General features: G+C 64.8%; 19 protein-coding genes. 6 read left to right on the top strand and 13 right to left on the bottom strand.

Annotated features, from left to right (window positions below; all coding sequences use genetic code 11):
- Positions 1 to 190: 190 nt before the first annotated feature.
- From L0U83_RS28205 to L0U83_RS28225, 5 genes are all read left to right on the top strand, one after another.
- Positions 191 to 1,228 (top strand): ABC transporter substrate-binding protein, encoded by a 1,038-nt coding sequence (locus L0U83_RS28205; RefSeq protein ID WP_233887434.1) that lies wholly within the window; start codon positions 191 to 193, stop codon positions 1,226 to 1,228.
- A 60-nt stretch (positions 1,229 to 1,288) separates the two neighbouring features.
- Positions 1,289 to 2,233: an ABC transporter permease gene (locus L0U83_RS28210; RefSeq protein WP_233887435.1), complete on the top strand. Its 945-nt coding sequence runs from the start codon at positions 1,289 to 1,291 to the stop codon at positions 2,231 to 2,233.
- 120 nt (positions 2,234 to 2,353) lie between these two features.
- Positions 2,354 to 3,178: a quaternary amine ABC transporter ATP-binding protein gene (locus L0U83_RS28215; RefSeq protein ID WP_233887436.1), complete on the top strand. Its 825-nt coding sequence runs from the start codon at positions 2,354 to 2,356 to the stop codon at positions 3,176 to 3,178.
- Between the two features lie 7 nt (positions 3,179 to 3,185).
- Positions 3,186 to 4,352 (top strand): MFS transporter, encoded by a 1,167-nt coding sequence (locus tag L0U83_RS28220; protein WP_233887437.1) that lies wholly within the window; start codon positions 3,186 to 3,188, stop codon positions 4,350 to 4,352.
- 90 nt (positions 4,353 to 4,442) lie between these two features.
- Positions 4,443 to 5,321 (top strand): LysR substrate-binding domain-containing protein, encoded by an 879-nt coding sequence (locus L0U83_RS28225; RefSeq protein ID WP_233887915.1) that lies wholly within the window; start codon positions 4,443 to 4,445, stop codon positions 5,319 to 5,321.
- Here L0U83_RS28225 and L0U83_RS28230 read toward each other — a convergent pair.
- The 10 genes from L0U83_RS28230 to L0U83_RS28275 all read right to left on the bottom strand — a co-directional run bounded on the left by L0U83_RS28230 (position 5,294) and on the right by L0U83_RS28275 (position 16,597).
- On the bottom strand, positions 5,294 to 6,970 hold the full coding sequence (locus L0U83_RS28230; protein WP_233887438.1) for a GMC family oxidoreductase: 1,677 nt from the start codon (positions 6,968 to 6,970) through the stop codon (positions 5,294 to 5,296). The two genes, L0U83_RS28225 and L0U83_RS28230, sit on opposite strands and share 28 nt — an antisense overlap.
- Before the next feature lie 17 nt (positions 6,971 to 6,987).
- Positions 6,988 to 8,205 (bottom strand): mandelate racemase/muconate lactonizing enzyme family protein, encoded by a 1,218-nt coding sequence (locus L0U83_RS28235; RefSeq protein WP_233887439.1) that lies wholly within the window; start codon positions 8,203 to 8,205, stop codon positions 6,988 to 6,990.
- 13 nt (positions 8,206 to 8,218) lie between these two features.
- Positions 8,219 to 9,547 carry an MFS transporter gene (locus tag L0U83_RS28240; RefSeq protein ID WP_373321121.1) on the bottom strand — a complete coding sequence of 443 codons (1,329 nt, stop codon included), beginning with the start codon at positions 9,545 to 9,547 and terminating at the stop codon, positions 8,219 to 8,221.
- 115 nt (positions 9,548 to 9,662) lie between these two features.
- Complete coding sequence (aldA, locus tag L0U83_RS28245) at positions 9,663 to 11,084, bottom strand: aldehyde dehydrogenase (protein WP_233887440.1); 1,422 nt, start codon at positions 11,082 to 11,084, stop codon at positions 9,663 to 9,665.
- A gap of 233 nt (positions 11,085 to 11,317) precedes the next feature.
- The gene (locus tag L0U83_RS28250) at positions 11,318 to 11,797 is read right to left on the bottom strand and encodes an RbsD/FucU family protein (protein ID WP_233887441.1); all 480 of its coding nucleotides are present in this window, start codon (positions 11,795 to 11,797) and stop codon (positions 11,318 to 11,320) included.
- Positions 11,798 to 11,992: 195 nt separating this feature from the next.
- Positions 11,993 to 12,439, bottom strand: a complete 447-nt coding sequence (locus L0U83_RS28255; protein ID WP_233887442.1) for a GNAT family N-acetyltransferase — start codon at positions 12,437 to 12,439, stop codon at positions 11,993 to 11,995.
- Positions 12,440 to 13,159 carry a GNAT family N-acetyltransferase gene (locus L0U83_RS28260; protein ID WP_233887443.1) on the bottom strand — a complete coding sequence of 240 codons (720 nt, stop codon included), beginning with the start codon at positions 13,157 to 13,159 and terminating at the stop codon, positions 12,440 to 12,442.
- 221 nt (positions 13,160 to 13,380) lie between these two features.
- On the bottom strand, positions 13,381 to 14,658 hold the full coding sequence (locus tag L0U83_RS28265) for an MFS transporter (protein ID WP_233887444.1): 1,278 nt from the start codon (positions 14,656 to 14,658) through the stop codon (positions 13,381 to 13,383).
- Positions 14,659 to 14,663: 5 nt separating this feature from the next.
- Positions 14,664 to 15,170 carry a flavin reductase gene (locus tag L0U83_RS28270; protein WP_233887445.1) on the bottom strand — a complete coding sequence of 169 codons (507 nt, stop codon included), beginning with the start codon at positions 15,168 to 15,170 and terminating at the stop codon, positions 14,664 to 14,666.
- 53 nt (positions 15,171 to 15,223) lie between these two features.
- Positions 15,224 to 16,597 (bottom strand): LLM class flavin-dependent oxidoreductase, encoded by a 1,374-nt coding sequence (locus L0U83_RS28275; RefSeq protein WP_233887446.1) that lies wholly within the window; start codon positions 16,595 to 16,597, stop codon positions 15,224 to 15,226.
- A 171-nt stretch (positions 16,598 to 16,768) separates the two neighbouring features.
- Here L0U83_RS28275 and L0U83_RS28280 point away from each other — a divergent pair, with 171 nt between their 5' ends.
- Positions 16,769 to 17,335: a helix-turn-helix domain-containing protein gene (locus tag L0U83_RS28280; protein WP_233887447.1), complete on the top strand. Its 567-nt coding sequence runs from the start codon at positions 16,769 to 16,771 to the stop codon at positions 17,333 to 17,335.
- Positions 17,336 to 17,381: 46 nt separating this feature from the next.
- On the opposite strand, the gene L0U83_RS28285 is transcribed toward L0U83_RS28280, so the two are convergent.
- From L0U83_RS28285 to L0U83_RS28295, 3 genes are all read right to left on the bottom strand, one after another.
- Positions 17,382 to 18,620 (bottom strand): metal-dependent hydrolase family protein, encoded by a 1,239-nt coding sequence (locus L0U83_RS28285; protein WP_233887448.1) that lies wholly within the window; start codon positions 18,618 to 18,620, stop codon positions 17,382 to 17,384.
- 24 nt (positions 18,621 to 18,644) lie between these two features.
- Positions 18,645 to 19,952 (bottom strand): MFS transporter, encoded by a 1,308-nt coding sequence (locus L0U83_RS28290; RefSeq protein ID WP_233887449.1) that lies wholly within the window; start codon positions 19,950 to 19,952, stop codon positions 18,645 to 18,647.
- Positions 19,953 to 20,107: 155 nt separating this feature from the next.
- Positions 20,108 to 21,016, bottom strand: a complete 909-nt coding sequence (locus tag L0U83_RS28295; RefSeq protein WP_233887450.1) for a LysR substrate-binding domain-containing protein — start codon at positions 21,014 to 21,016, stop codon at positions 20,108 to 20,110.
- Between the last annotated feature and the right edge of the window lie 18 nt (positions 21,017 to 21,034).

Genomic DNA, 21,034 nt, shown 5'->3' on the forward strand with positions numbered 1-21,034 from the left:
GCTATGAAATCTCATGGGGGCATGACGCGCAGTCATCGCTCGCGCATGCGTCATTCGCGTGATGAAAGTGGCATGAGATCAGGTAATGCATCGATGACTATTCGTGGCTTTCGCAACCCGAAATGCCGCGGCTAGACTCTGGTCGAATTGATTCGAAAGCACGGCCCGTGCATATAAAACTGGAGACGACATGAGACGTATCACGCTGGCAGGCGTGCGTATTGCCGCCGCCCTCGCGCTGACCTGCGCGGCCACGAGCAGTTTTGCCGCCCCCGGCTGGTGCCAGGCGGGGAAAACCGTGAAGCTCGCGCAAATCACCTGGGAAAGCGGCGCACTGATGACCGAAATGGTGCGCACCGTGCTGGAGAAAGGTTACGGCTGCAAGACCGAAGTCGTGCCAGGCGCCACGGCCGCCACCGAAACCGCACTCACGAAAAACGATCTCCAGGTGTGGGCCGAGCACTGGACGGGCCGCAGCCCCATCGTCGCGCGCGGCTTGCAGGATGGGAGCGTGAAGCTCGTGGGCGAATTGATTCCCGGCGGCGACAAGGAAGGCTGGTACGTCCCCGACTACGTGATCAACGGCGACGCAAAGCGCGGCATCAAGCCCATGGCGCCGCAACTGCGCTCGGTCGCGCAACTGCCGCAGTACAAATCCCTCTTCACCGACGACGAGGAACCCGGCAAGGGCCGCTTCTACAACTGCCCTGCGGGCTGGGATTGCGAGCGCTTCAACAACCGACTGCTCACGGCCTACAAGCTCGGCGACGACTACACGAACTTCCGCCCCGGCACCGGCGGCGCGCTCGACGCGGCCATTGCCTCCGCCTACGAGCGCGGCAAGCCCATTCTCTTCTATTACTGGCAGCCCGCCGGCCTGATGGCGAAGTACCGCTTCGTGCAACTGGAAAGCGCGCCGTATTCCGACGCCTGCTGGAACACCATCGCCGATCCCAAGGGCACGCCGTGCGCTTCCGCGTTCAAGGTGTCGCATCTGAAGGTCGCGGTCTCCACGCCGTTCTACGATGCCGAACCAGACGCCGTTGCGTTCTTCGGCAAGGTCAGCGTGCCGCTCGCGCTCGACGAGCAACTGGTCCAGCAAATGCACGACAAGAAGCTCGACGCCTCCACTGTCGCGCGCACGTTCTTCGAGCAGCATCCGGAAATCTGGAAGCAATGGGTCACGCCGGAAGTCGCGGCGCGCGTGCAGGCTGGCCTGCGCACGTAAGCCACGACTCCGGCCGCACGACGTTACGCATCACATGACACACGCAGAATGAGGCTCACCATGGGATCTCCCTTTCTTCACCTCTCGATCGCCGACTGGGTCAACGACCAGGTCACCGCGTTCGTGCAGCGCTACGGCGACGCGTTCCACAACTTCAGCGTGCTCATGCTGCGCGACCTGCTCGTGCCGCTCGAAAGCCTGCTGCGCGCAACACCGCCCGTCGTCGTACTCGCCGCCGTGGGCTTGCTCGGCTGGCATGCGTCGCGGCGCATTGGCGTAGCGCTGCTGTTCGTCGTCCTGCTCTGGCTGATCGGCTGCTTCGGCCTGTGGGACAAGCTCATGCAGACCTTCGCGCTGATGGTTGTCGCCACGCTCATCTCGGTCGTGCTCGGCGTGCCGCTCGGCATCCTCGCCGCCTCGAGCAGCGGACTGCGCCGCGTGCTGCTGCCGGTGCTCGACGTGATGCAAACGCTGCCGAGCTTCGTGTACCTCATTCCGGTGCTCATGCTGTTCGGCCTCGGCAAAGTGCCCGCCATTCTGGCCACGGTCGTCTATGCGCTGCCGCCGCTCATTCGTTTGACCGATCTCGGCATTCGCCACGTGGATGCGGAAATCGTCGAGGCCGCGCGCGCGTTCGGCACCACGCGCATGCAATTGCTCTTTGGCGTGCAGTTGCCGCTCGCGCGGCCGAGCATTATGGCCGGTATCAACCAGACCACGATGATGGCGCTTTCCATGGTCGTGATCGCCTCGATGATCGGTTCGCGCGGTCTCGGCGAAGACGTGCTCGCGGGCATTCAAACGCTCGATGTGGGCAAGGGCACGCAGGCGGGCGTCGCCATCGTGATTCTCGCGATCGTGATCGACCGCATCAGCCAGGGCTATGGCCAGGGCCGGCGCACACGTGGCCTCGCGCGCAAGTCGAAGCAGCCCTCGCGCATTCCGTTTCGCCGCGTTCGCGAACAGGAAAGCGAAAGCGCGCAAGCAGGCAAGGCCGCGACCTGACGAGCCAGCCAGCCAGAAAACGAACGCGAAGGCAAAAGCGCCGGCACAATGGGCGATGCGTGGAAGCAACCCGGCCGGCGCGTCCAGCAAACGCAATGAGCATGCAATGAGGTAATGATCATGAGCGGCATCGAAGTCAAGAACGTCTACAAGATCTTCGGCACGCGCGAAGCGGGCCAGCGCGCGCTCGACCTGCTGCGCGGCGGCGCGGGCAAGGCCGAGGTCCTCGAAAAGACGCGCTGCAACGTGGGGCTCAACGACGTGAGCCTGTCGATTGGTTCGGGCCAGATCTTCGTGATCATGGGCCTTTCGGGCTCGGGCAAGTCCACGCTGGTGCGTCACTTCAACCGGCTCATCGAGCCGACCGTGGGCGAGATCCTCATCGACGGCAAGGACGTGCTGAAGCTCTCCGACAACGGCCTGCGCGATCTGCGGCGTTACGGCGTGAGCATGGTGTTCCAAAGCTTCGGACTCCTGCCTCACCAGACGGTGCTCAACAATGCCGCGTATGCGCTTGCCACGCGCGGCGAAAAGAAGGCGGCGGCACAGGCGAGCGCGCGCGAATGGCTCGGCAAGGTGGGCCTCTCGGGTTATGCGGACCACTATCCCGACGAGCTTTCGGGCGGCATGCGCCAGCGCGTGGGCCTCGCCCGGGCGCTCGCCGCGAACACCGACGTGCTGCTGATGGACGAAGCGTTCTCGGCGCTCGATCCGCTCATCCGCACCGAAATGCAGGACCAGCTGCTCGAACTCCAGGCCACGCTCAAGAAGACGATCGTGTTCATCACGCACGATCTCGACGAAGCGCTGCGGATTGGCAACCAGATCGCCATTCTGCGCGACGGGCGCCTCATCCAGTGCGGCACCCCCGACGACATCCTGCACCGCCCCGCCGACGACTACGTGCGGCGCTTCGTCGAGCGCCGCGCCGGGACCACGCACTAAGCCGTAGATGCGGGCGCTCATCGGCCTGCTGGGCGGCTATACGATCCTCGTTTGCGGGAACAGCCTCCTCACGACGCTGATCTCGCTGCGCATGCTGCACGGCGAGCGCACCGCGCTCGCCGTCGGTCTTGTGCAATCGTGCTACTACGTCGGCTTCATCGTGGGCGCGCTGGGACTTGGGCCCATCGTCGGGCGCATCGGGCCGCAGCGCGCCTTCATCGGCTTCGGCGCGCTCGCAGCGCTTGCGGCGCTCGGCTATCTCTCCTTCGATTCCCCTGATGTTTGGGCCGTGCTGCGGCTCATCACCGGCTTCAGCATGGTCGGCGTATTCACGTCGATCGAAAGCGGCGTGAATGGCGCCGTGCCCAACGAGCGGCGCGGGCGTGCGTTCGCGCTCTATCTCGTGCTCACATATCTCGGCGTGAGCGCCGGGCAGTTCCTGCTGGGTCTTGGCGCGCCCGGCGGCATTTTCGAACACGCGCTGGTGAATGGCTTGTTCGTGGCCGCGCTCATTCCGGTGGCGTTGATCGGCGAGTGGCAATCGGGCGAAGCTCCACTGCCTGCGGCCACGCCACCGGCTTCCGCGCTCGGCACGCCCAAGCGCCCCACGCTGCTGCTCGACGGCCTGCGCGAACTGCACCGCGTCGCGCCGCGAAGCGTGCCGGCCTGCATTGGCGCGGGGCTGCTTTCCAGCGCGTTTTATGCGCTCACGCCGGTGTATCTCGCGCGCATCGGTTATCCGGCCGGCAGCATTTCGCGCGCCATGGGCGTTGTGCTGATCGGGGCACTGCTTTCGCAATGGCCCGTGGGACGGCTCTCCGACCGCCTCGGGCGGCGCGCCACGCTCGGCCTGATCTCGCTCGTCTCCGCGTTCGCGGCCGCGGCGCTCGCCATCCTGCGCGCGCCGGCTTTCGTCGATACGCTGCTCTTTCTCTATGTCGCGCTCACCTTCACGCTGTACGGCGTGATCGTCTCCGACGTGAACGACCGGGTCGATCAGGCCCGGCGCGTGCAGACGAGCGCGACGCTGCTGCTCGTTTTCTCGCTCGGCGGCGCAGCCGGTCCTACCGTCGCTTCGTTGTTCATGCGTCTTTTGGGGGCGGGTGGCCTCTATGTGTTCGCACTCGTCGTCACCCTTGCGCTCGCCGCACTTGCGCGTGCGCGGGGCACCTGAATGGCGGTGCGGGCCGGTATACTGCGTCGTTTGCATGAGGCGTCATTTCGAGATGGCGCCTGGAGCGAGGAGACGACCTTGAAGCGAAAGATGCCGGCGCTGAACGCCCTGAAGGCGTTCGAGGCGGCAGGCACGAGCGGCAGCTTCACCCGCGCCGCCGAGCAGCTGAACGTGACGCAGAGCGCGGTGAGCCGCCAGGTGCGTCAGTTGGAGGAACAGCTTGGGGAGGCGCTGCTCGAGCGCCATCACCACCGGCTCGAACTGACCGACGCCGGGCGCGCGCTGCTGCGCACGCTCCAGCAGTCGTTCGACCGCATCGAATTGACGGTGCGCACGATCCAGCAGAAGAGCGACCTCAACCGCCTGCGCGTGAACGCGCCGCCCACCTTCGCGAGCCGCTGGCTCGTGCCGCGCCTCACGCGCCTGCGCGCGCGCCATCCTGAGCTCGAGCTTAGCCTCACGACGCATCTGCAGGACAGCCTTGCCGATTCGACGGCGCTGGACTGCGCGATCCGCTTTGGCGACGGCGAATGGGAAGGCCTCGACAGCTCGCTGCTGATGCACGAGTCGCACATTGCGGTATGCGCGCCCGCACTGCTCGCGCAAGGTCCCATCGACCTCACGAAGCAAACCTTGCTGCACGTGCTCGCGGGCGACAACCAGCGCTATCTCACGTGGCGGCACTGGCTCGACGCGGCGCGCATCGAGGACGTGGACACCTCGGGCGGTTACGAATTCGACCTGCTCGATCACGCAATCCGCGCGGCTATCGAAGGGCTTGGCGTGACGATGGCCGACCGCCACATGATCGAGCACGAGCTGGCCCACGGCCTGCTCGCGCCCGTGCGCGACATCCACGTGGACGGCCGGCAGTCATACTGGTTCGTCGTGCGGCCCGAACAGAAGGCTTCGAAGCCGCTCAAGCTTTTCCGGCAATGGATTCAGGACGAAATCGCCGCCATGCCCTGATGGCTCCGCGCGACAGCCTTCGCGGCAATGGCCTGATCCGCGTCTTCCAGAATCAGGTCCGCGCCCTTTTCCGCGACCATCATCGTTGGCGCGTTGGTGTTGCCCGATGTGATATTTGGAAAGATTGATGCATCCACTACGCGCAAGCCTTCGATGCCATGTACGCGCAGACGCGCGTCCACGACCGCCGTGCGCGGATCGGGCCCCATCGCGCAGGTGCCGCACAGGTGATAGATCGAGCCGCTTTGCTCACGGAAAAACTTGAGCATGCTCGCGTCGTCGGTCACTTCACCGGCAGGCGTCACCTCGGCTTCGGTGATTGCCTGCAGCGCGCGCGCCGTCATCAGCTTGCGCACGAGGCGGCTGCCCGCGATCGCCTCGTCGCGGTCCTTCTGCGTCGAGAGATAGTTGCCGCGAATTTTCGGCGCGTCTTCCACGTTCGCCGAGGCGATCTCCACCGAGCCGCGGCTCGTGGGCCGGCACGGATTGAAGCAGACGAGAAACCCGGAGTACGGCTCGGGCGTGAGCTGCGCCCGATTTGACTTAGGAATCCGATACGACAGCGGATTGAAGTACACCTGCATGTTCGGATGCGCCTCGTCCTGAGTCGTGCGGAAGAAACCGCCCGACTGGTTCACGCTCATCGAGAACGGTCCCTTACGCTTGAACACATATTGCAGGCCGAACTTGAGCTTGCCTGTCCAGCTGCTGAACGCGTCGTTGAGCGTCTTCACGCGCGAGCGGTAGTAGAAGCTCACGCACAGGTGATCCTGCAGATTCTGCCCCACCGCAGGCAGCTCGCGCACCACCTCGATGCCGTGCTTCGCGAGCAGCGCGCGCGGGCCCACGCCCGAAAGCTGCAGCAGCTTCGGCGAATCGACCGCGCCAGCCGCGACGATCACTTCGCGATTCGCCTGGAACGTGCGCTTTACGCCTTGCTGAACGATCTCCACGCCAACGGCGCGTTGCTTGCCCTCGTCGAACAGCACACGCGTGGCGCGCGCATGATGCTCGATCTTCAGGTTCGAGCGCGGCCCCGCGCGATGCAGATAGGCCACGCTGCTCGAATCGCGCTTGCCGTCGCGCGTATTCACATCGTAGATGCCCACGCCTTCGAGCCGTGCGCCGTTGAAGTCGTCGTTGCGCTCGTAGCCCAGCTGCGTGCAGCCTTCGACAAAGGTACGACAGACCGGATGCGCACCCTCCTTCATCGGCGTGATGCGCACCGGGCCGTTCGCGCCGTGCCAGGGCGTGTCGCCCAGCGGATGCGACTCGAGCTTGCGGAAGTACGGCAGCACTTCCTGGTACGACCAGCCCGCATTGCCCGCGGCGGCCCAGTCGTCGTAGTCGCGCGCGGCGCCGCGCACGTAGATCATCGCGTTGATCGCGCCCGAGCCGCCCTGCACCTTGCCGCGCGGCGCATAGATCTGCCGGCCGGCAAGCTCCGGCTCCGGCTCGCTGTAATACATCCAGTTGTACTGCTTGTTGTAGTACAGCTTGGCGAAGCCGATCGGGATCTTGAACCAGAACGAATCGTCAGGACCGCCCGCTTCGAGCAGCAGCACCGAATGACGGCCGGAAGCGGAGAGCCGTTCCGCGAGAATGCAACCCGCCGAACCGGCGCCGACGATGATGTAGTCGTAGTTCATCTGTGTGCTCCGGCAGATCAGCCGCGTGCAGGCGAGGTGTCGCGCACGTCGGCGGGCTGGCTCGCCATCTGCAGATGCAGACGCTTGCCCGTATAGGGCGAGTGCGCGCGCACGACGTCCATATTGAGTTCGACGCCGAGACCGGGCGCCTTCGAGGGAATGATGTAGCCGTCTTCCCACTGAATGGGCTGCTTGAGCACTTGCGCGTGGAAACCATCCCACGTGCCGATGCTCTCCTGAATCAGGAAGTTCGGCGTGCAGGCCGCGAGCTGAATGCTCGCCGCCGCGCCAATGGGCCCGTTGTAGAGATGCGGCGCGATCTGTGCGTAATGCACTTCCGCCAGGGTGGCGATCTTCTTCGCTTCGAGCAGGCCGCCCACGCGCGCAACGTTCAATTGCAGAATCGACGCACCGCCCGCCTGCAAGAGCTTGTGGAATTCGTATTTCGTGGTGAGGCGCTCGCCCGTGGCAATGGGAATCGACGTGTGCTTCGCGACATTGGCGACGGCCTCTTCCTGCCCCGGCGGCACTGGCTCTTCGAACCACAGCGGGTCGTATTTTTCGAGCCGCTTCGCGAGCCGGATCGCCGAAGAAGGCACCATCTGGCCGTGCGTGCCGAACAGCAGGTCGGCCTTGCTGCCAACCGCTTCACGTACCTTGCGGCAGAACGTTTCGCAGCGGTCGAGCACTTCGAGCGAGAGCTGGTGTCCCGAGTAGGCCGTATACGGACCCGCCGGGTCGAACTTGACCGCGGTGAAGCCGCGCTTCACATTCTCGGCCGCGCATTCTGCGGCGAGGTCCGGGTCATCGTAATCGTATTCGCCTTTCGCGTTCTTCGGGTACAGGTAGGTGTACGAACGAAGACGCTCATTCACCATGCCGCCGAGCAGCGCGTACACGGGCTTGTCCGCCGCCTTGCCGATGATGTCCCAGCACGCCATTTCGAGGCCGCTCACGATGCCCATCATCGTGAGGTCCGGGCGCTGCGTGAAGCCGCTCGAGTACGCCTCGCGGAACAGGCGCTCGACACGATGCGGGTCGTGGTCGAGCAGGTAGCGCGTGAAGACGTCTTCGATTGCGGGCACCATCACGTCGGGGTGGAACGTGGCGGCGTAGATTTCGCCCACGCCCTCAATGCCACAATCCGTTTTCAACGTGACGAAGATCCAGTACATGCCGCCGAGATGAGGAGGAGGCACCGCAACGACGTGCGTTTCAATTGCAACGACTTTCATGGTTCAGGCTGTTTCAGGCAGGTTTGGAGTGGGTCATGCGCTTGAGCACGAGCGCAGCGATACCGCCGAGCGTGCCGATGGCGGCCACATAGGCGAAATAGATCTGATAGCCGAGCATGCCTGCGTAGTGCTCGGTGATATAGCCGTTCACGAGCGGCAGGAAGATGTCCGAGGAATAGCCGATCAGCGAAACGAGACCAATGGCGAGGCCCGTTATGCGCATGGGAATCGCACAGTAGTCGAGCAGCGTCCAGTAGAGGCCGCGAATCGCGTACGTCATGAGGCCGATGAACAGCACCACCGCGCCGAGCAGCGCCATGTTGCGCAGCGCGGGCAGCAGGATCAGGCCGATCAGACCCGCGACGGCGAGGAACAGCGCCCAGATCAGCACGCGGAGATTCGAGAGGCGGTCGCCGAGAAAGCCGCCGCCAATGCCGCCGATGGGACGCATCCAGAGCTTCGCGGTGGTGACCATGCCCGCAGCCACGACGCTCATATGCATCTCGCCTTGCTGGAGATACGCGGAGAAACTGTAGGTCGCCCAGAAGATCTGATAGCCGCAGAACACCACGGCCGCCATCAGCCAGAGTTGCGGAATCGAAGCGAGCGTCGCGAGATCGCGCCAAAGCGAACCATTGGCATTCGCCTCGGCCGACTTGCTTTCGGCCTGCGCGGGCGCGGGATCCTTGAAGAAGCTCATCAATGCGCCGAGCGCGATACACGTGAAGGAGTACAGATAGATCACGTGACGCAGGCCCGCCGCATCACCGCGTCCCGAACCGGTCGCGGCGGCGAAGAGCGCGAGCGCCGCGGTGGCGAGCAGTGCCTCGACGAGCCCGCGTCCGCCGTCGAGCAGCCCGAAGAACCGCCCCTGTTCATTCGCCGCCGCGATCATGCGCACGCGCTTGAGCACCGAGGCCCAGAACGTGAGGCCGGTGGTGATGCCCCAGCAGCAAAAGATCACGAGCAGTGCATGGAACGACGGCGCCGTGGAGTACCAAAGGCCCAGCGCCCCAGTGCCGATCAGCGAGAAGCAGATCAACAGACGCGGCGCGACACGGTCGGCGAGCCAGCCGCTCGGCAGATAGCACACGAAGAACACGATGCCGAGCACCGAGTAGAGATAGCCGAGCTGTGCGTTATCGATATGCAGGACATCGAGCATCGTGGTCTGGTAGACCTGACGCAGATACAGCAGCGGATAGATGCCGCCCGCGGCGAGCACGAGCAGCAGCAATTGCACGTAGCGCTGCATGGAGCCTGAAGCAGTGGGCGCGAGCGATGCGGTATCGGCGCGCGTCAAGCTGGCCTCCGCATCGGGCTTTACGATGGACTTCTGCATGATTGTCTCCTGACGCCGGCGCGCGGTCGGTTGCCGGCGCGAGGCGTTCTTTTCTTCATCTGTGGCGCCCGTTGCGAGGGGCGCCGTTCCGGCGATTAATCAGTATGTCGAATAATCAAAACGGCATCACGACAAGGCGTGTTTGCGTGAATTCAAGCATGCCGTGCTTGCCGTCGTCGCCACCGAGACCCGAGCGCTTCCAGCCGGCGTGATAACCCTGGTAAGGATCGGCGGGCGTGCGGTTCACGTACAGTTCACCCGCTTCGATCTCGTTCGCCACGCGCATGGTCGTGCGATAGCGCTCCGTAAAGAGCACCGACGAAAGGCCGAACTGGTGATCGTTGGCCATGCGCAGCGCGTCGTCGAGCGTCTCGTAGGACAGCACCGGCAGCACCGGGCCGAAGATCTCCTCCTGCACGATCTCCATGTCCTGGCGGCAATGCGTAAGCAGCGTGGGCGGATAGAAATGCCCCTTGCCTTCGGGCACATGACCGCCCGTTTCGAGCTTCGCGCCTTCTGCGACCGCACGTTCGACCATCGCGTGAATCGCCGAACGCGCGTTGGCGCTCACGAGCGGACCCATACGGGCTTCGTCTTCGGCGCGGTCGCCGAAGCGCACGGCGCTCATCTTTTCGCGCAGCAGTGCGACGAAGCGGTCATGCACGCTGGCGTGCACGTACACACGTTCGATCGCCGTGCAAAGCTGGCCGCAATGCGTGGTCTTCGAGCGCACGATGGCCGTTGCGGCCGCTTCGAGATCGGCGTCGTCTTCGATGATGACGGGCGTCTTGCCGCCCAGTTCCAGCGACGGCTTCGCGATGTTTTCCTTGCAGTAATCGAGCACCTTGCGGCCCGCGCTTACGCTGCCCGTAAGCGTGATCATGCCGACGTCGGCATGCGTGCAGAGCACTGCCGCGGTGTCGTGGTCCATGGCCAGCACGTTGAAAATGCCCGCAGGCAGTTCCGCTTCCTGCGCCGCGCGCGCGACTTCAAACGCCGAGCACGGCGTGTTGTTGCTTGGCCGTACGACCACCGCGTTGCCCGTGATGAGCGCCGGCGCGACCTTGCGCAGCAACGTGTACACCGGGAAGTTGAACGGAATCAGGCACGCCACCACGCCGATCGGCTCGCGCATGAGAATGAGGTTTTCGTTCGCGCTGTCGCTCGGAATCACCTCGCCTTCGATGCGGCGCGCCCATTGAGCGTGATAGCGCAAAATTTCGGCGGCGTACTGCGCCTCGGCGGTTGCATCGGCGACGCTCTTGCCCGACTCAGCGGCGAGCGCCGCGCCGATCTTCGGCGCGCGCGCGACGATCGCGTCCGCAAAACGGTACAGGATCGCGCCGCGTTCGACGGCGGGCAACTTCCGCCAGGCGCGCTGCGCGGCCTTCGCCGCATCGACCGCGCGAATGGCATCGGCGGCGCTCGCTGCGCTCACCTGACCGATCGCGTCGCCGGTTGCGGGGTTATGGACAGCGATGTGCGGCCCTTCGGCGCCGACGAACTGCCCATTGATGAAATTGAGGTCTGATCGCATGGATTGCTGCCGGTTTGGCGTTGCCGCCGCTTCATGAGAAAGGGCAGTATCCGTGCGGCATCGGGACGCGACAAACGATTAATTGTCGAGCGGAGCATGCGAAAAACGCATGCTCGCCAAGTCCAGATCGGCAGGCGGGCACAGTCCGGCGCATCACTGAGTGCGAACGCAGAAACGGGCAGTGCCGCGCGAGGTAGGTCACATAGATTTGTCGAGGATGATGACGCGTCCGTTCATTGGCCCGGTTCCTTCGCGCGGGGCGCATCGGGCGCGAGCAGCACGCCTTTGGTGAATACGAAGCAGCCGTAGCCGCGCGTTTCGCCCGTGGCGATCACGCAGTAGGCTTTGCGGGCGCGCGCGTAGAACGCATGACGCTCGATGGGCGCGAACGGCACCAAGCGGCCTTCCGCGGCGTCGACTTCGGCCTGCGCTTCGTGCTGCACCGCAGGGATCGTGTTGGGCTCGCCCACCACTTCCATGCGCATGGCCGGGGCTTCGACAAAGGTGTCGAGCGGCAGCACGGAGAGAATCGCACGCACGACGCGAGGCGAATCTGCGCCGTCGATGCGCAGGAGCTTGCCGAGCACCGTTGCGCGCGCAACGGAGTCGGCTGGAAAGTTTGCGTCGCAAACGACGAGTTCGTCGCCGTGACCCATTGCGCGCAGGGCTTGCAGGACATCGGCGTTCAGAAGCGGGTCAAGGTTCTTCAACATTTTTTGTCTCCTGTCGGCAGCACTTAGTGATGCCCCATGCAAAGCTGTTGTGGCGCTTGCTTGTTGCGAAGTGCTCAGTCGCCTTAGGGTATCCAGACGTTCTTCACCTGCACAGCATGGCGCAGGAACGGCAATCCTGCGCCCGTCCAGTAGAACCAGTCAAGCTCGCGGGCATGAACACATCCAGAAAGCCGTTCAGAACTGCAACCGATACCGCACGAAATCGTCGGCTTGCGCGAATTCGTCGTAGAGCTTGCGCGCGGGGTTGTCCTCGCGCGTGTGCCAGTAGAGACGCGACCGCGCGCGCGAACGCGCCCGCGCGATGAGGTCTTCGATGAGCCGCTTGCCTACGCCGCGCCGACGGCAGCCGGGATCGACGAACAGATCTTCCAGATAGCAGATGGGCGCGTCGACCCATGTGCCTTCATGCAGCACGCAGAGGCTGAATCCCGCCAGCGTTCCCTCGACTTGCGCCACACGCGCAAACACCGGCGAGTTCGCATCGAGCACTCGCTGCCATGTTCGTTCGCTGATGTGCGGCGCGACGTTCGTTTCGTAGAACGCGTTGTAGCCGGCCCAAAGGTGGAACCACGCGTCGCGGTCGGCGGGCGTGACGTCGCGGATGAGGATCGCCCCGGACATTCAGGACGCCGCTGCTTCCCTGAGGCTCGAGAGCGACGCGCGCTGCTTGCCGTCGGCGTCGAAGTTCTCCGCAGAGAGCCACTTCTCGAACGCGGCTTTTACGAGCGGCCAGTCCTGGTCGATGATGGCGAACCACGCGGTGTCGCGGTTGCGGCCCTTGTACACGATCGCCTGGCGGAAGATGCCCTCGAACTGGAAGCCCAGACGCAGCGCCGTCTTGCGCGAAGGCGCGTTGAGGCTGTCGCATTTCCATTCGTAGCGCCGGTAGCCCAGGTCGTCGAACACGTAGCGCATGAGCAGGTACTGCGCCTCGGTCGAAACCGGCGTTTGCTTCAGGCGCGGCGAAAACGTCACGCTGCCCACTTCGATCACGCCATGGACCGGCTCGATGCGCATGAGCGCGAACGTGCCCACGGCCTTGCCGCTCGCCCGGTCGATCACGGCGTAATGGAACGGGTCGCCCGATGCGGCCGCTTTCGCGAGGTACTCGCGAAACGTCGCGAAGTCGGTGAACGGCTCGGCGAACAGATAGGTCCAGTCGCGCCCGTCGAGCGCGGTGCCGTAGGCTTCATAGAGATCAGCGGCGTGCCGGTCGAGGTCAATGGGCTCGATGCGGCAGAACTGACCCTCGATCGTCACGCGCGCGGGCCGTTCGCGCGGCTGCCAGCCGGTTACAGGATCGCCAATGGGCTGCTGGTATTCGTTCAGTCTTGCTGACATGCGTGACAAGCTCCTCTTGCGCGAGACAGATGGGGTATCCGCGCAAAGGTACCGTAGGCGTGGCTCCGTGAAAAGATCCACGGTTTGCGGATCCGCTGGAACCACGCCCGGATTCGAATTCGCCCGATTCTCGCAGCATCGCGGCGCGCCAGAGATGCATGCGTGCGCAACGATTCATGAGTTTTTAGCACTGAGACCGTAACGACGCGCGGGCTCGATGCTCAACGCCGCCCGCCCGCAAGCTTCACGGCATCGGGATGACGGCGCAAGCGCAGCATCGCGACGCAACCGAGCGCCGGCCCCACGGCCAGCATGCCGAAACCGCCCCGCCATCCCAGCCACGCCACCACGTACGGCACGAGATGAATGCTCACCAGCGTGAGCAAAAAGCCCGCGCAGGTCTGCGCGGTGAGCAGCGTGCCGACCGAGTCCGGATCGGCCAGTTCGGCCACGCTCGCCGAAAACTGCGCGGAATCGGCGATCACCGAGACGCCCCACACGAGCGCGACCGCCCCCATCACGACGAGCGGCGCGTGAGCCAGCCAGCCCATTAGCGCCGCGCACGTTGCGCTCGTCGCCATCGCACCCACCGTGACGGCCGTGCGCCCTACCCGGTCCGCCAGCACGCCGCCGAGCCACGCGCCCGCCGCGCCGATCGCGATCACGCTGAAGGTCATCCATTCCGCGCGCGTGCGGGCGTTGACCATGCCGCGCGCGATAAAGGTTTGCTGGAGGAACAGCGCGAGCCACGCCCACATCGCGTAAAGCTCCCACATGTGGCCGAGATAGCCGAGATTGGCGAGCCGCAAGGCGGGCCGGCGCCACGCCTGCGTGACCTTCGCGAAGTCGATGCGCGTTGCGCGCCGGATATTCGGCCCGATTCCCGCAAAGCCGATCAGCACCGCAGCGCACGCCGCGCAGGCCGCCGCGACGCCATAGATAGTGCGCCAATCGAGCCCGCCGGTCGCGGCCAGCAAATGGGGGCTCGCCGAGCCGAGCGTGAGCGCGCCGACGAGCAGACCAACGAGGAGGCCGAGATCGCCCTTCGCCCAGGTCGCCGCGAGCCGCATACCGACCGGATAGACGCCCGCCATGCACATGCCGGTGACGAACCTCAGCGCGACGACCGCGCCACCAACCGGCGGCAGGAACGCGAGCGCGGCGGTAGCCACGGCTGCCACGAGCGCGGAACCCGCGAGCAGCCGGCGCAGATCGTAGCGGTCGGGCAGCGAAAGCAGCGCGGACGTGATGGTTCCTGCCACGAAGCCGCACTGCACAGCGCTTGTGAGCAGGGCTTCGTCGAACGCGGCAATGGCGTGCGCCTGCTTGATGACGGCCACCACGGTGCTCGACGAAAACCACACGCCCATCGCCGCCACCTGCGCAAGCAGCAGCAACGCCAGCGATGCGGCCTTGCCGCGTTGCGCCGCGCCAAGCCCCGGCGGCCCCGTTTCGTCTGAGGAACGGGCACCGGTAGCGCCTTGAGAAGGCGTGCGCACGACGCTCAGGCCGCCGCGGCCGCGTGCGCCTGCGCGAGCACGCGATGAAACGCGCGGCCGAACCAGATAAGCCCGTCACGCCCGCCCACCATGCGCGCCGCCTTGATCTCGCAGAAGAACACCGTGTGCGTGCCGACTTCGGTCGTTCGCGTGATGTGGCAATCGAACGAACTCACCGCGCCGCGCAGCGCCGGCGCGCCCGTTTCGAGCCGATACCAGTCGCCGAGCGCGAAACGTTCGCCCATGTCGATGTCTTTCGTGGCGAAGCGCGTGGCCACTTCGCGCTGGTCTGCCGCCAGTACGTTCACGCAAAGCCGGCCGTTCTCGCGCAGGATCGCGTTGTTGCGGCTCGTGCGATTGATGCAGACGAGCAGCGTGGGCGGCTCGTCCGTCACGCCGCAAACGGCGGACGCCGTACATCCGGCGCGCCCGGCATCGCCATCGGTGGTGACGATGTTCACGGCGGCCCCAAGACCTGCCATGGCGTCGCGAAAGAGGGATTTGTCTACCATGTTCTTGCCCGCTTGCCGCGGTCTCCTCGTAGCGGGAATTCAGTTCCTGATTATCATGCGTCGTTGACGCTCGCGCCGCGATACTGTGCTGCTGTGTGCGATGCCGGCAGGCGCGCGCCGCCGGAGAGCTTTTCGCGCAGGGTGCCCTCACGATACGCGCTCTTGTACGCGCCGCGCGTTTGCAGTTCCGGCACCAGCAGTTCGACCACATCGTCGAAGCACTCCGGCACCACCGTGCGCGAGAGATTGAAACCATCCACGCCAGCCGTTTCGCTCCACTCGATCAAGGTGTGCGCGATGCGCTCGGCAGAACCCACCCACGGCGCCTGGCGGCTGCCGAGCACCATCTGCTCGAGCAGCTTGCGGCGCGTCCATTGCGGCCCGGCGCTGCGCGTCATGGCTTCGACGTTGGAAACGATCGCCTGGCTCTTGCCTGTCTCGATCGGCTCATCGAGATCGTAGCGCGCGAAGTCGATGCCAAGCGACGCCGCCGCGTGCGCCAGCGCCGCTTCGGAACTCGCATAGCGCCGGTACTCTTCGAACTTCTCGCGCGCTTCGCTATCCGTGCGTCCGACGATCAGCGTTGCACCAAGAAAGACCTTCACGTCGTCGGCCGCGCGCCCGAGTTCCACCGCCTGACGCCGAATGTCCCCGACTATCTCTTTCACGCCTTCCATCTTCTGACCATTGATGAACACGCACTCGGCGTGCGTCGCAGCAAAACGCCTTCCGCGCGTGGACGATCCCGCCTGGTACAGCACGGGCGTGCGCTGCGGCGACGGCGCGCACAGGTGCATCGCATCCACCTTGTACTGCGGCCCGCGATGATGGATCATGCGCACGCGCGCCGGATCGGCGTAGATGCCGCCGGCGCGGTCGTTGACAACGGCGTCCTCGTCCCAGCTGCCTTCCCAGAGCTTGTACACGAGCGACATGTACTCATCGGCCAGATCGTAGCGGTCGTCGTGGGCGTTCTGGCCGTCCATGCCGATGGCGCGGGCCGCGCTGTCGAGATAACCCGTCACGATGTTCCAGCCGATGCGCCCGCCCGTGAGATGGTCGAGCGTGGACATGCGCCGCGCGAACAAAAACGGCTGCTCATAGGTGAGATTGGCCGTCACGCCAAAGCCCAGATGCTGCGTGACCGCGGCCATGGCGGGAATGACGAGCGTGGGGTCGTTTACGGGCACCTGCACCGCGCCGCGCAGCGCGGCGTTTGCATTGCCGCCGTAGACGTCGTACACGCCCACGACATCCGCGAAAAAGATGCCATCGAACAGGCCCCGTTCGAGCTTCTTCGCGTAATCGGTCCAGTAGTGCAGCTCCGTATAGCGGCTCGACTGGTCGCGTGGATGCGTCCACAAGCCTTGCTGAATGTGGCCCACGCAGTTCATGTCGAAAGCGTTCAGACGGATTTCACGCGGCATGTCGGCTCCTTTTCGGCGCGCTCGATGCCATCTACTATAGTAGACGAACGGATACTAATGAAACCGGGATTTAATCCGGGTTAACTCGAATGCCGTTCGATCTGCTAAACGGCGCGCTGCGACTGGCCCCGTATAATCGACTCGCGCCCGCTCGACGCCAACCTTCCAGGCATGAACCGACCACTCACCGATCCCACCTCCGCCATTTCCACGCGCGTGCGCATCGAGCGCGAATCGCGCGGCTGGTCGCTCGCGGACATGGCCGAGCGCTCTGGCGTGTCCAAGGCGATGATCAGCAAGATCGAGCGCGGCGAAGCGAGCCCTACGGCGACCGTACTCGGCCGGCTGTCCGGCGCCTTTGGCCTGCAGCTTTCCATGCTGCTCGCGCTCGCCGAGCAAACAGGCGAGCGTTTGAGCCGCGCCGCCGATCAGCAGATCTGGCAAGACCCCGAAACCGGCTATACGCGACGGGCCGTCTCGCCGCGCAACGGCGGCATGCTCGACCTGGTGGAGATCGAGTTGCCGGGCGGGGTGCGTGTCGCGTATCCGGCGTCGGCGTTCACGTTCCAGCATCAGCAGATCTGGGTGCGCACCGGGACGTTGGTATTCGAGGAAGGCGAGCAGGTTCACACGCTCGAAGCTGGCGACTGCCTCCAGCTCGGGCCGCCTGCGGCCTGCGCGTTTTCTAATCCGGGCAGCGCGCCGTGTGTGTACGTCGTGGCGCTCGTGCGCCGCTGAATGCGAGTACGCGTCTGACTGCTGGCGTGCTGAGGGCTGGGCGCGATCACCCCTTCGCCCGCGCCTTCACAATCTTCCCCCGCTGCAGCACATATTCGATCTGCTCGCCCTCACCGGCCACGACGTCAATATCGTCAAGCGGATTCCCATCGAGCACCACCACATCGGCAATCGCACCCGCCGCGATCACGCCCAGCTCGCCCTTCATGTTCACGATCTCCGCGGCAACGCTCGTAGCCGAGCGCAACGCCTCCAGATTGCCGAGCACTTCCGCGCGAATACGGAACTCGCCGGTCTGGAATGCGTGCATCTCTCCGAGCAGGTCGGACCCGAAGCCCATCTGCACGCCAGCCTTCGCATAGATTTCCAGCGATTCGCGCCCCTTCTGCTGCACGGAAGCGACCTTCGCCACCGAATCCGGCGGCAGTCCGAACTGCGCGCCATGCGTCGCCAGCGCGTCGTAGGTCACGAGCGTCGGCACGACGAAAGCGCCGAACTCACGCATCACCTGAGCCGCCGCTTCGTCCACGAGATTACCGTGCTCGATCGTGCGCACGCCGCAGCGCACCGCGCGCGCAATCGCACGGCCCGTGTAGGCATGCGCCATCACGTAGGTGTTCGCCGCTTGTGCCTCGGCCACGATGGCGCGAATTTCATCTTCGGAGTACTGTGTATTATTGATGGGATCCGTAGGCGATGCCACGCCGCCCGACGCCATGATCTTGATCTGCGTGGCGCCTTTCTGAATCTCCTCGCGCACGGCGAGGCGCACGGCATCCACACCATCCACGACGCGCGCAATCGCGCCCGTGCGGAAGCAGCACGAGCACGGTTCGAGCAAGTCGCCGCGAGGACGGAAATCGCCATGCCCGCCCGTTTGCGAGAGCGCCTTGCCCGAGGGGAAAATGCGCGGCCCGCGCACGAGTCCCGTTTCCACAGCCTGCATCAGGCTCCAGTCGGCGCCGCCCGCGTCGCGCACGCTCGTGAAGCCGCGCGAAAGCATGGCGTCGAGAATCGGCAGCGAGCGAATGGCCGCAAGAATGTTGGGCTGCACGGCGTTCGCGCCGAGATTCGCGTTCGAGGCAAGCACGTGCACGTGACAGTCGATAAATCCCGGCATGACCGTCTTGCCACGCACGTTCACCACGTTTGCATTCGGCAAATCGATGGGACGATCGGTCACTTCCACGATGCGCTCATCTTCAATCACGACGTGATGATGTTCGAGCAGTACGCCACGTTCGAGATCGAGTACGTTACCGCCTTTGAGAACCGTGATGGTCATTATCTGGATTCCTTATAGAGTGGTTCAGTGCGCGCGCCGCATGTCCTTCACGAAGAAGGTGCCAGCCAGGCTGATTGCGGCCGCAACGATCACATAGAGCGCGGGCGCCATGTTGCTGCCCGTGCGGGCGATGAGCCATGTGATCAGGAACGGCGCGAAGCCGCCGAAAATCGTGACCGCGAAGTTGTAGGCCACCGAAAGCCCAGTCGAGAGCACCTTGGTCGGGAAAAGCTCCGAGAAGGCAGCGAGAATCGGCCCGGTGTATGCGGCGATCAGCACGCCGAATACGGCCTGAAACACGATGAGCGACGCGAAGCCGGGCGCGCGGTTGATCCACGCGAACATCGGCCATGCCAGCACGAGGATCAGGAACGCGGCGCCGCTCAGGAACACGCGCCGGCCCCACGCATCCGCCAGCTTGCCCACGATCGGCGAGCAGCACATGATCATCAGCCCGCCCACCATGCCCGCGGAAAAGCCCGTCGACTGCGGCAGATGCAGCGTGCGCACCGAATAGGTCGGCATGTAGAACAGCAGCACGTAGGTGCAGACCGTCCAGAGAATGACCATGGAAAAGCTCGCGAAGATCTCTCGCGGGTAGCGCTCGAACACTTCCTTGAGGGGTGAATTGTCTTTCGCCTGCGCTTCCACGGCGCTGAACGCGGGCGTTTCGTCGATATGGCTGCGGATGTAGTAACCCACCGGGCCCACGAGAATGCCGATCAGGAACGGCAGACGCCAGCCCCAGCTATGCAGCGATTGCGCGTCGAGCGACGAGGTCACGAAGGTGCCCGTGGCCGCGCCCAGCAGCACGGCAAAGCCGATGCTCGACTGGATCCAGCTCGAGTAGTAGGCACGCTTGCCCGGCGGCGCGTATTCGGTGAGGAACGCCGTGGCCCCGCCCATCTCGCCGCCCGCCGAGAACCCCTGCAGCAGGCGCGCAAGCACGATCAGCAGCGGTGCGGCGATGCCGGCTTGCTCGTAGGTGGGCGCGAGTCCGATGAGCGCGGTGCCGAACGCCATCAGCAAGATGGTGAGCGAGAGCGCGGCTTTGCGGCCCACCTTGTCGGCGTAAATGCCGAGCACGATGCCGCCCACCGGCCGCATGAAAAAGCCCACGCCGAACGTCGCCACCGTGAGCAGCACGGAGGTCAGCTCGTTGCCAGTCGGAAAGAACAGCTTCGCGATGATGACAGCGAAGAAGCTGTAGACCGTGAAGTCGAACCACTCGAGGCCGTTGCCCAATACCGTCGCGATGATCGCGCGGCGGCGCTGCTGCGCGGTCGTCGCGACGGCGTCATGCGCGACGCGAGGAGAAAGCGTTCCTTGCATGGTCTCTTCCTTGTCAGATTAATCGTAGCTGCGCGCCAACCACTACGCGCCCGGAGCCCCCACATGCTCCCCATGCTAATGACAGCCCGATTAATTTCTGAAACGAAAGATTCGCATGCATGCATGCGCTGGGCGCATGTGAGGCGCCGGAACCATCACGCTCCTGTCTGCGCCTCCGCCTGCTCGAACAGCCAGCGCGTGAACAAGCGCGCCGCCTGGTTCTGCGCGCGATCGTTGGGCGAGATCACGTAATAGCCCCCACCGTGGCTCGCCGAACTCTCGCCCACGCGCACGAGCAAACCGTCATCAATGCACGCGTCGATCATGTAGCGCCAGCCGAGCGCCACGCCCTGGCCGAGAATGGCCAGTTGCACGAGTTGCGGATAGTGGTTGATCGTGATGCCCTGTGGCGTCTTCGGCATCGTCACGCCGTTCAGGTCGAACCATTCGGGCCACGACATCCATTGGCGCTGACCGTCTTCGAGGAGCAGCAGCGTTTCGTTCGCGAGGTCGGCTGGCGCGAGCGCCCGGCCCGCGAGATAGCCCGGCGAGCAAACGGGAAACACCTCTTCGTTGAAAAGGCGGCGCGCGGTGAAATGCGCGGGCGCCTGCTGGCGCACGTAGTAGACGCCAACGTCGAACTCCGCGGGCGACATCGAGGCGAGCCCGTCGCGCACGATCAGGCGCAGCTTGATGTTGGGATACGCCTTGCGGAACGCCGGCAGGCGCGGCGTGAGCCACAGCACCGCGACGCCCGACGAGCAGGCAATCGTCAGTTCGAGGTCGCCATAGTGCTTCATCACGTCGAAGGTGGCTTCGGCGCATTGCGTGAGGAGCCGTTGCACCTGCGCCGCATATTGCTCGCCCGCTATCGTGAGGCGCAGCGAACGGTGCTCGCGCACGAACAGCGAGCGGCCGAGAAATTCTTCGAGCTGCTGGATCTGGCGGCTGATCGCGCTTTGCGTGAGGTGCAGTTCGGCGGCCGCGCGCGTGAAGCTGGCGTGCCGCACGGCGGCTTCGAACGCGACGAGGCAGGGCAGCGGAGGCAAAGGCGTGATGCGCATGGAATGACTCGGGCGGGT

The organism is Paraburkholderia flagellata, assembly GCF_021390645.1.
GTDB classification, from domain to species: domain Bacteria; phylum Pseudomonadota; class Gammaproteobacteria; order Burkholderiales; family Burkholderiaceae; genus Paraburkholderia; species Paraburkholderia flagellata.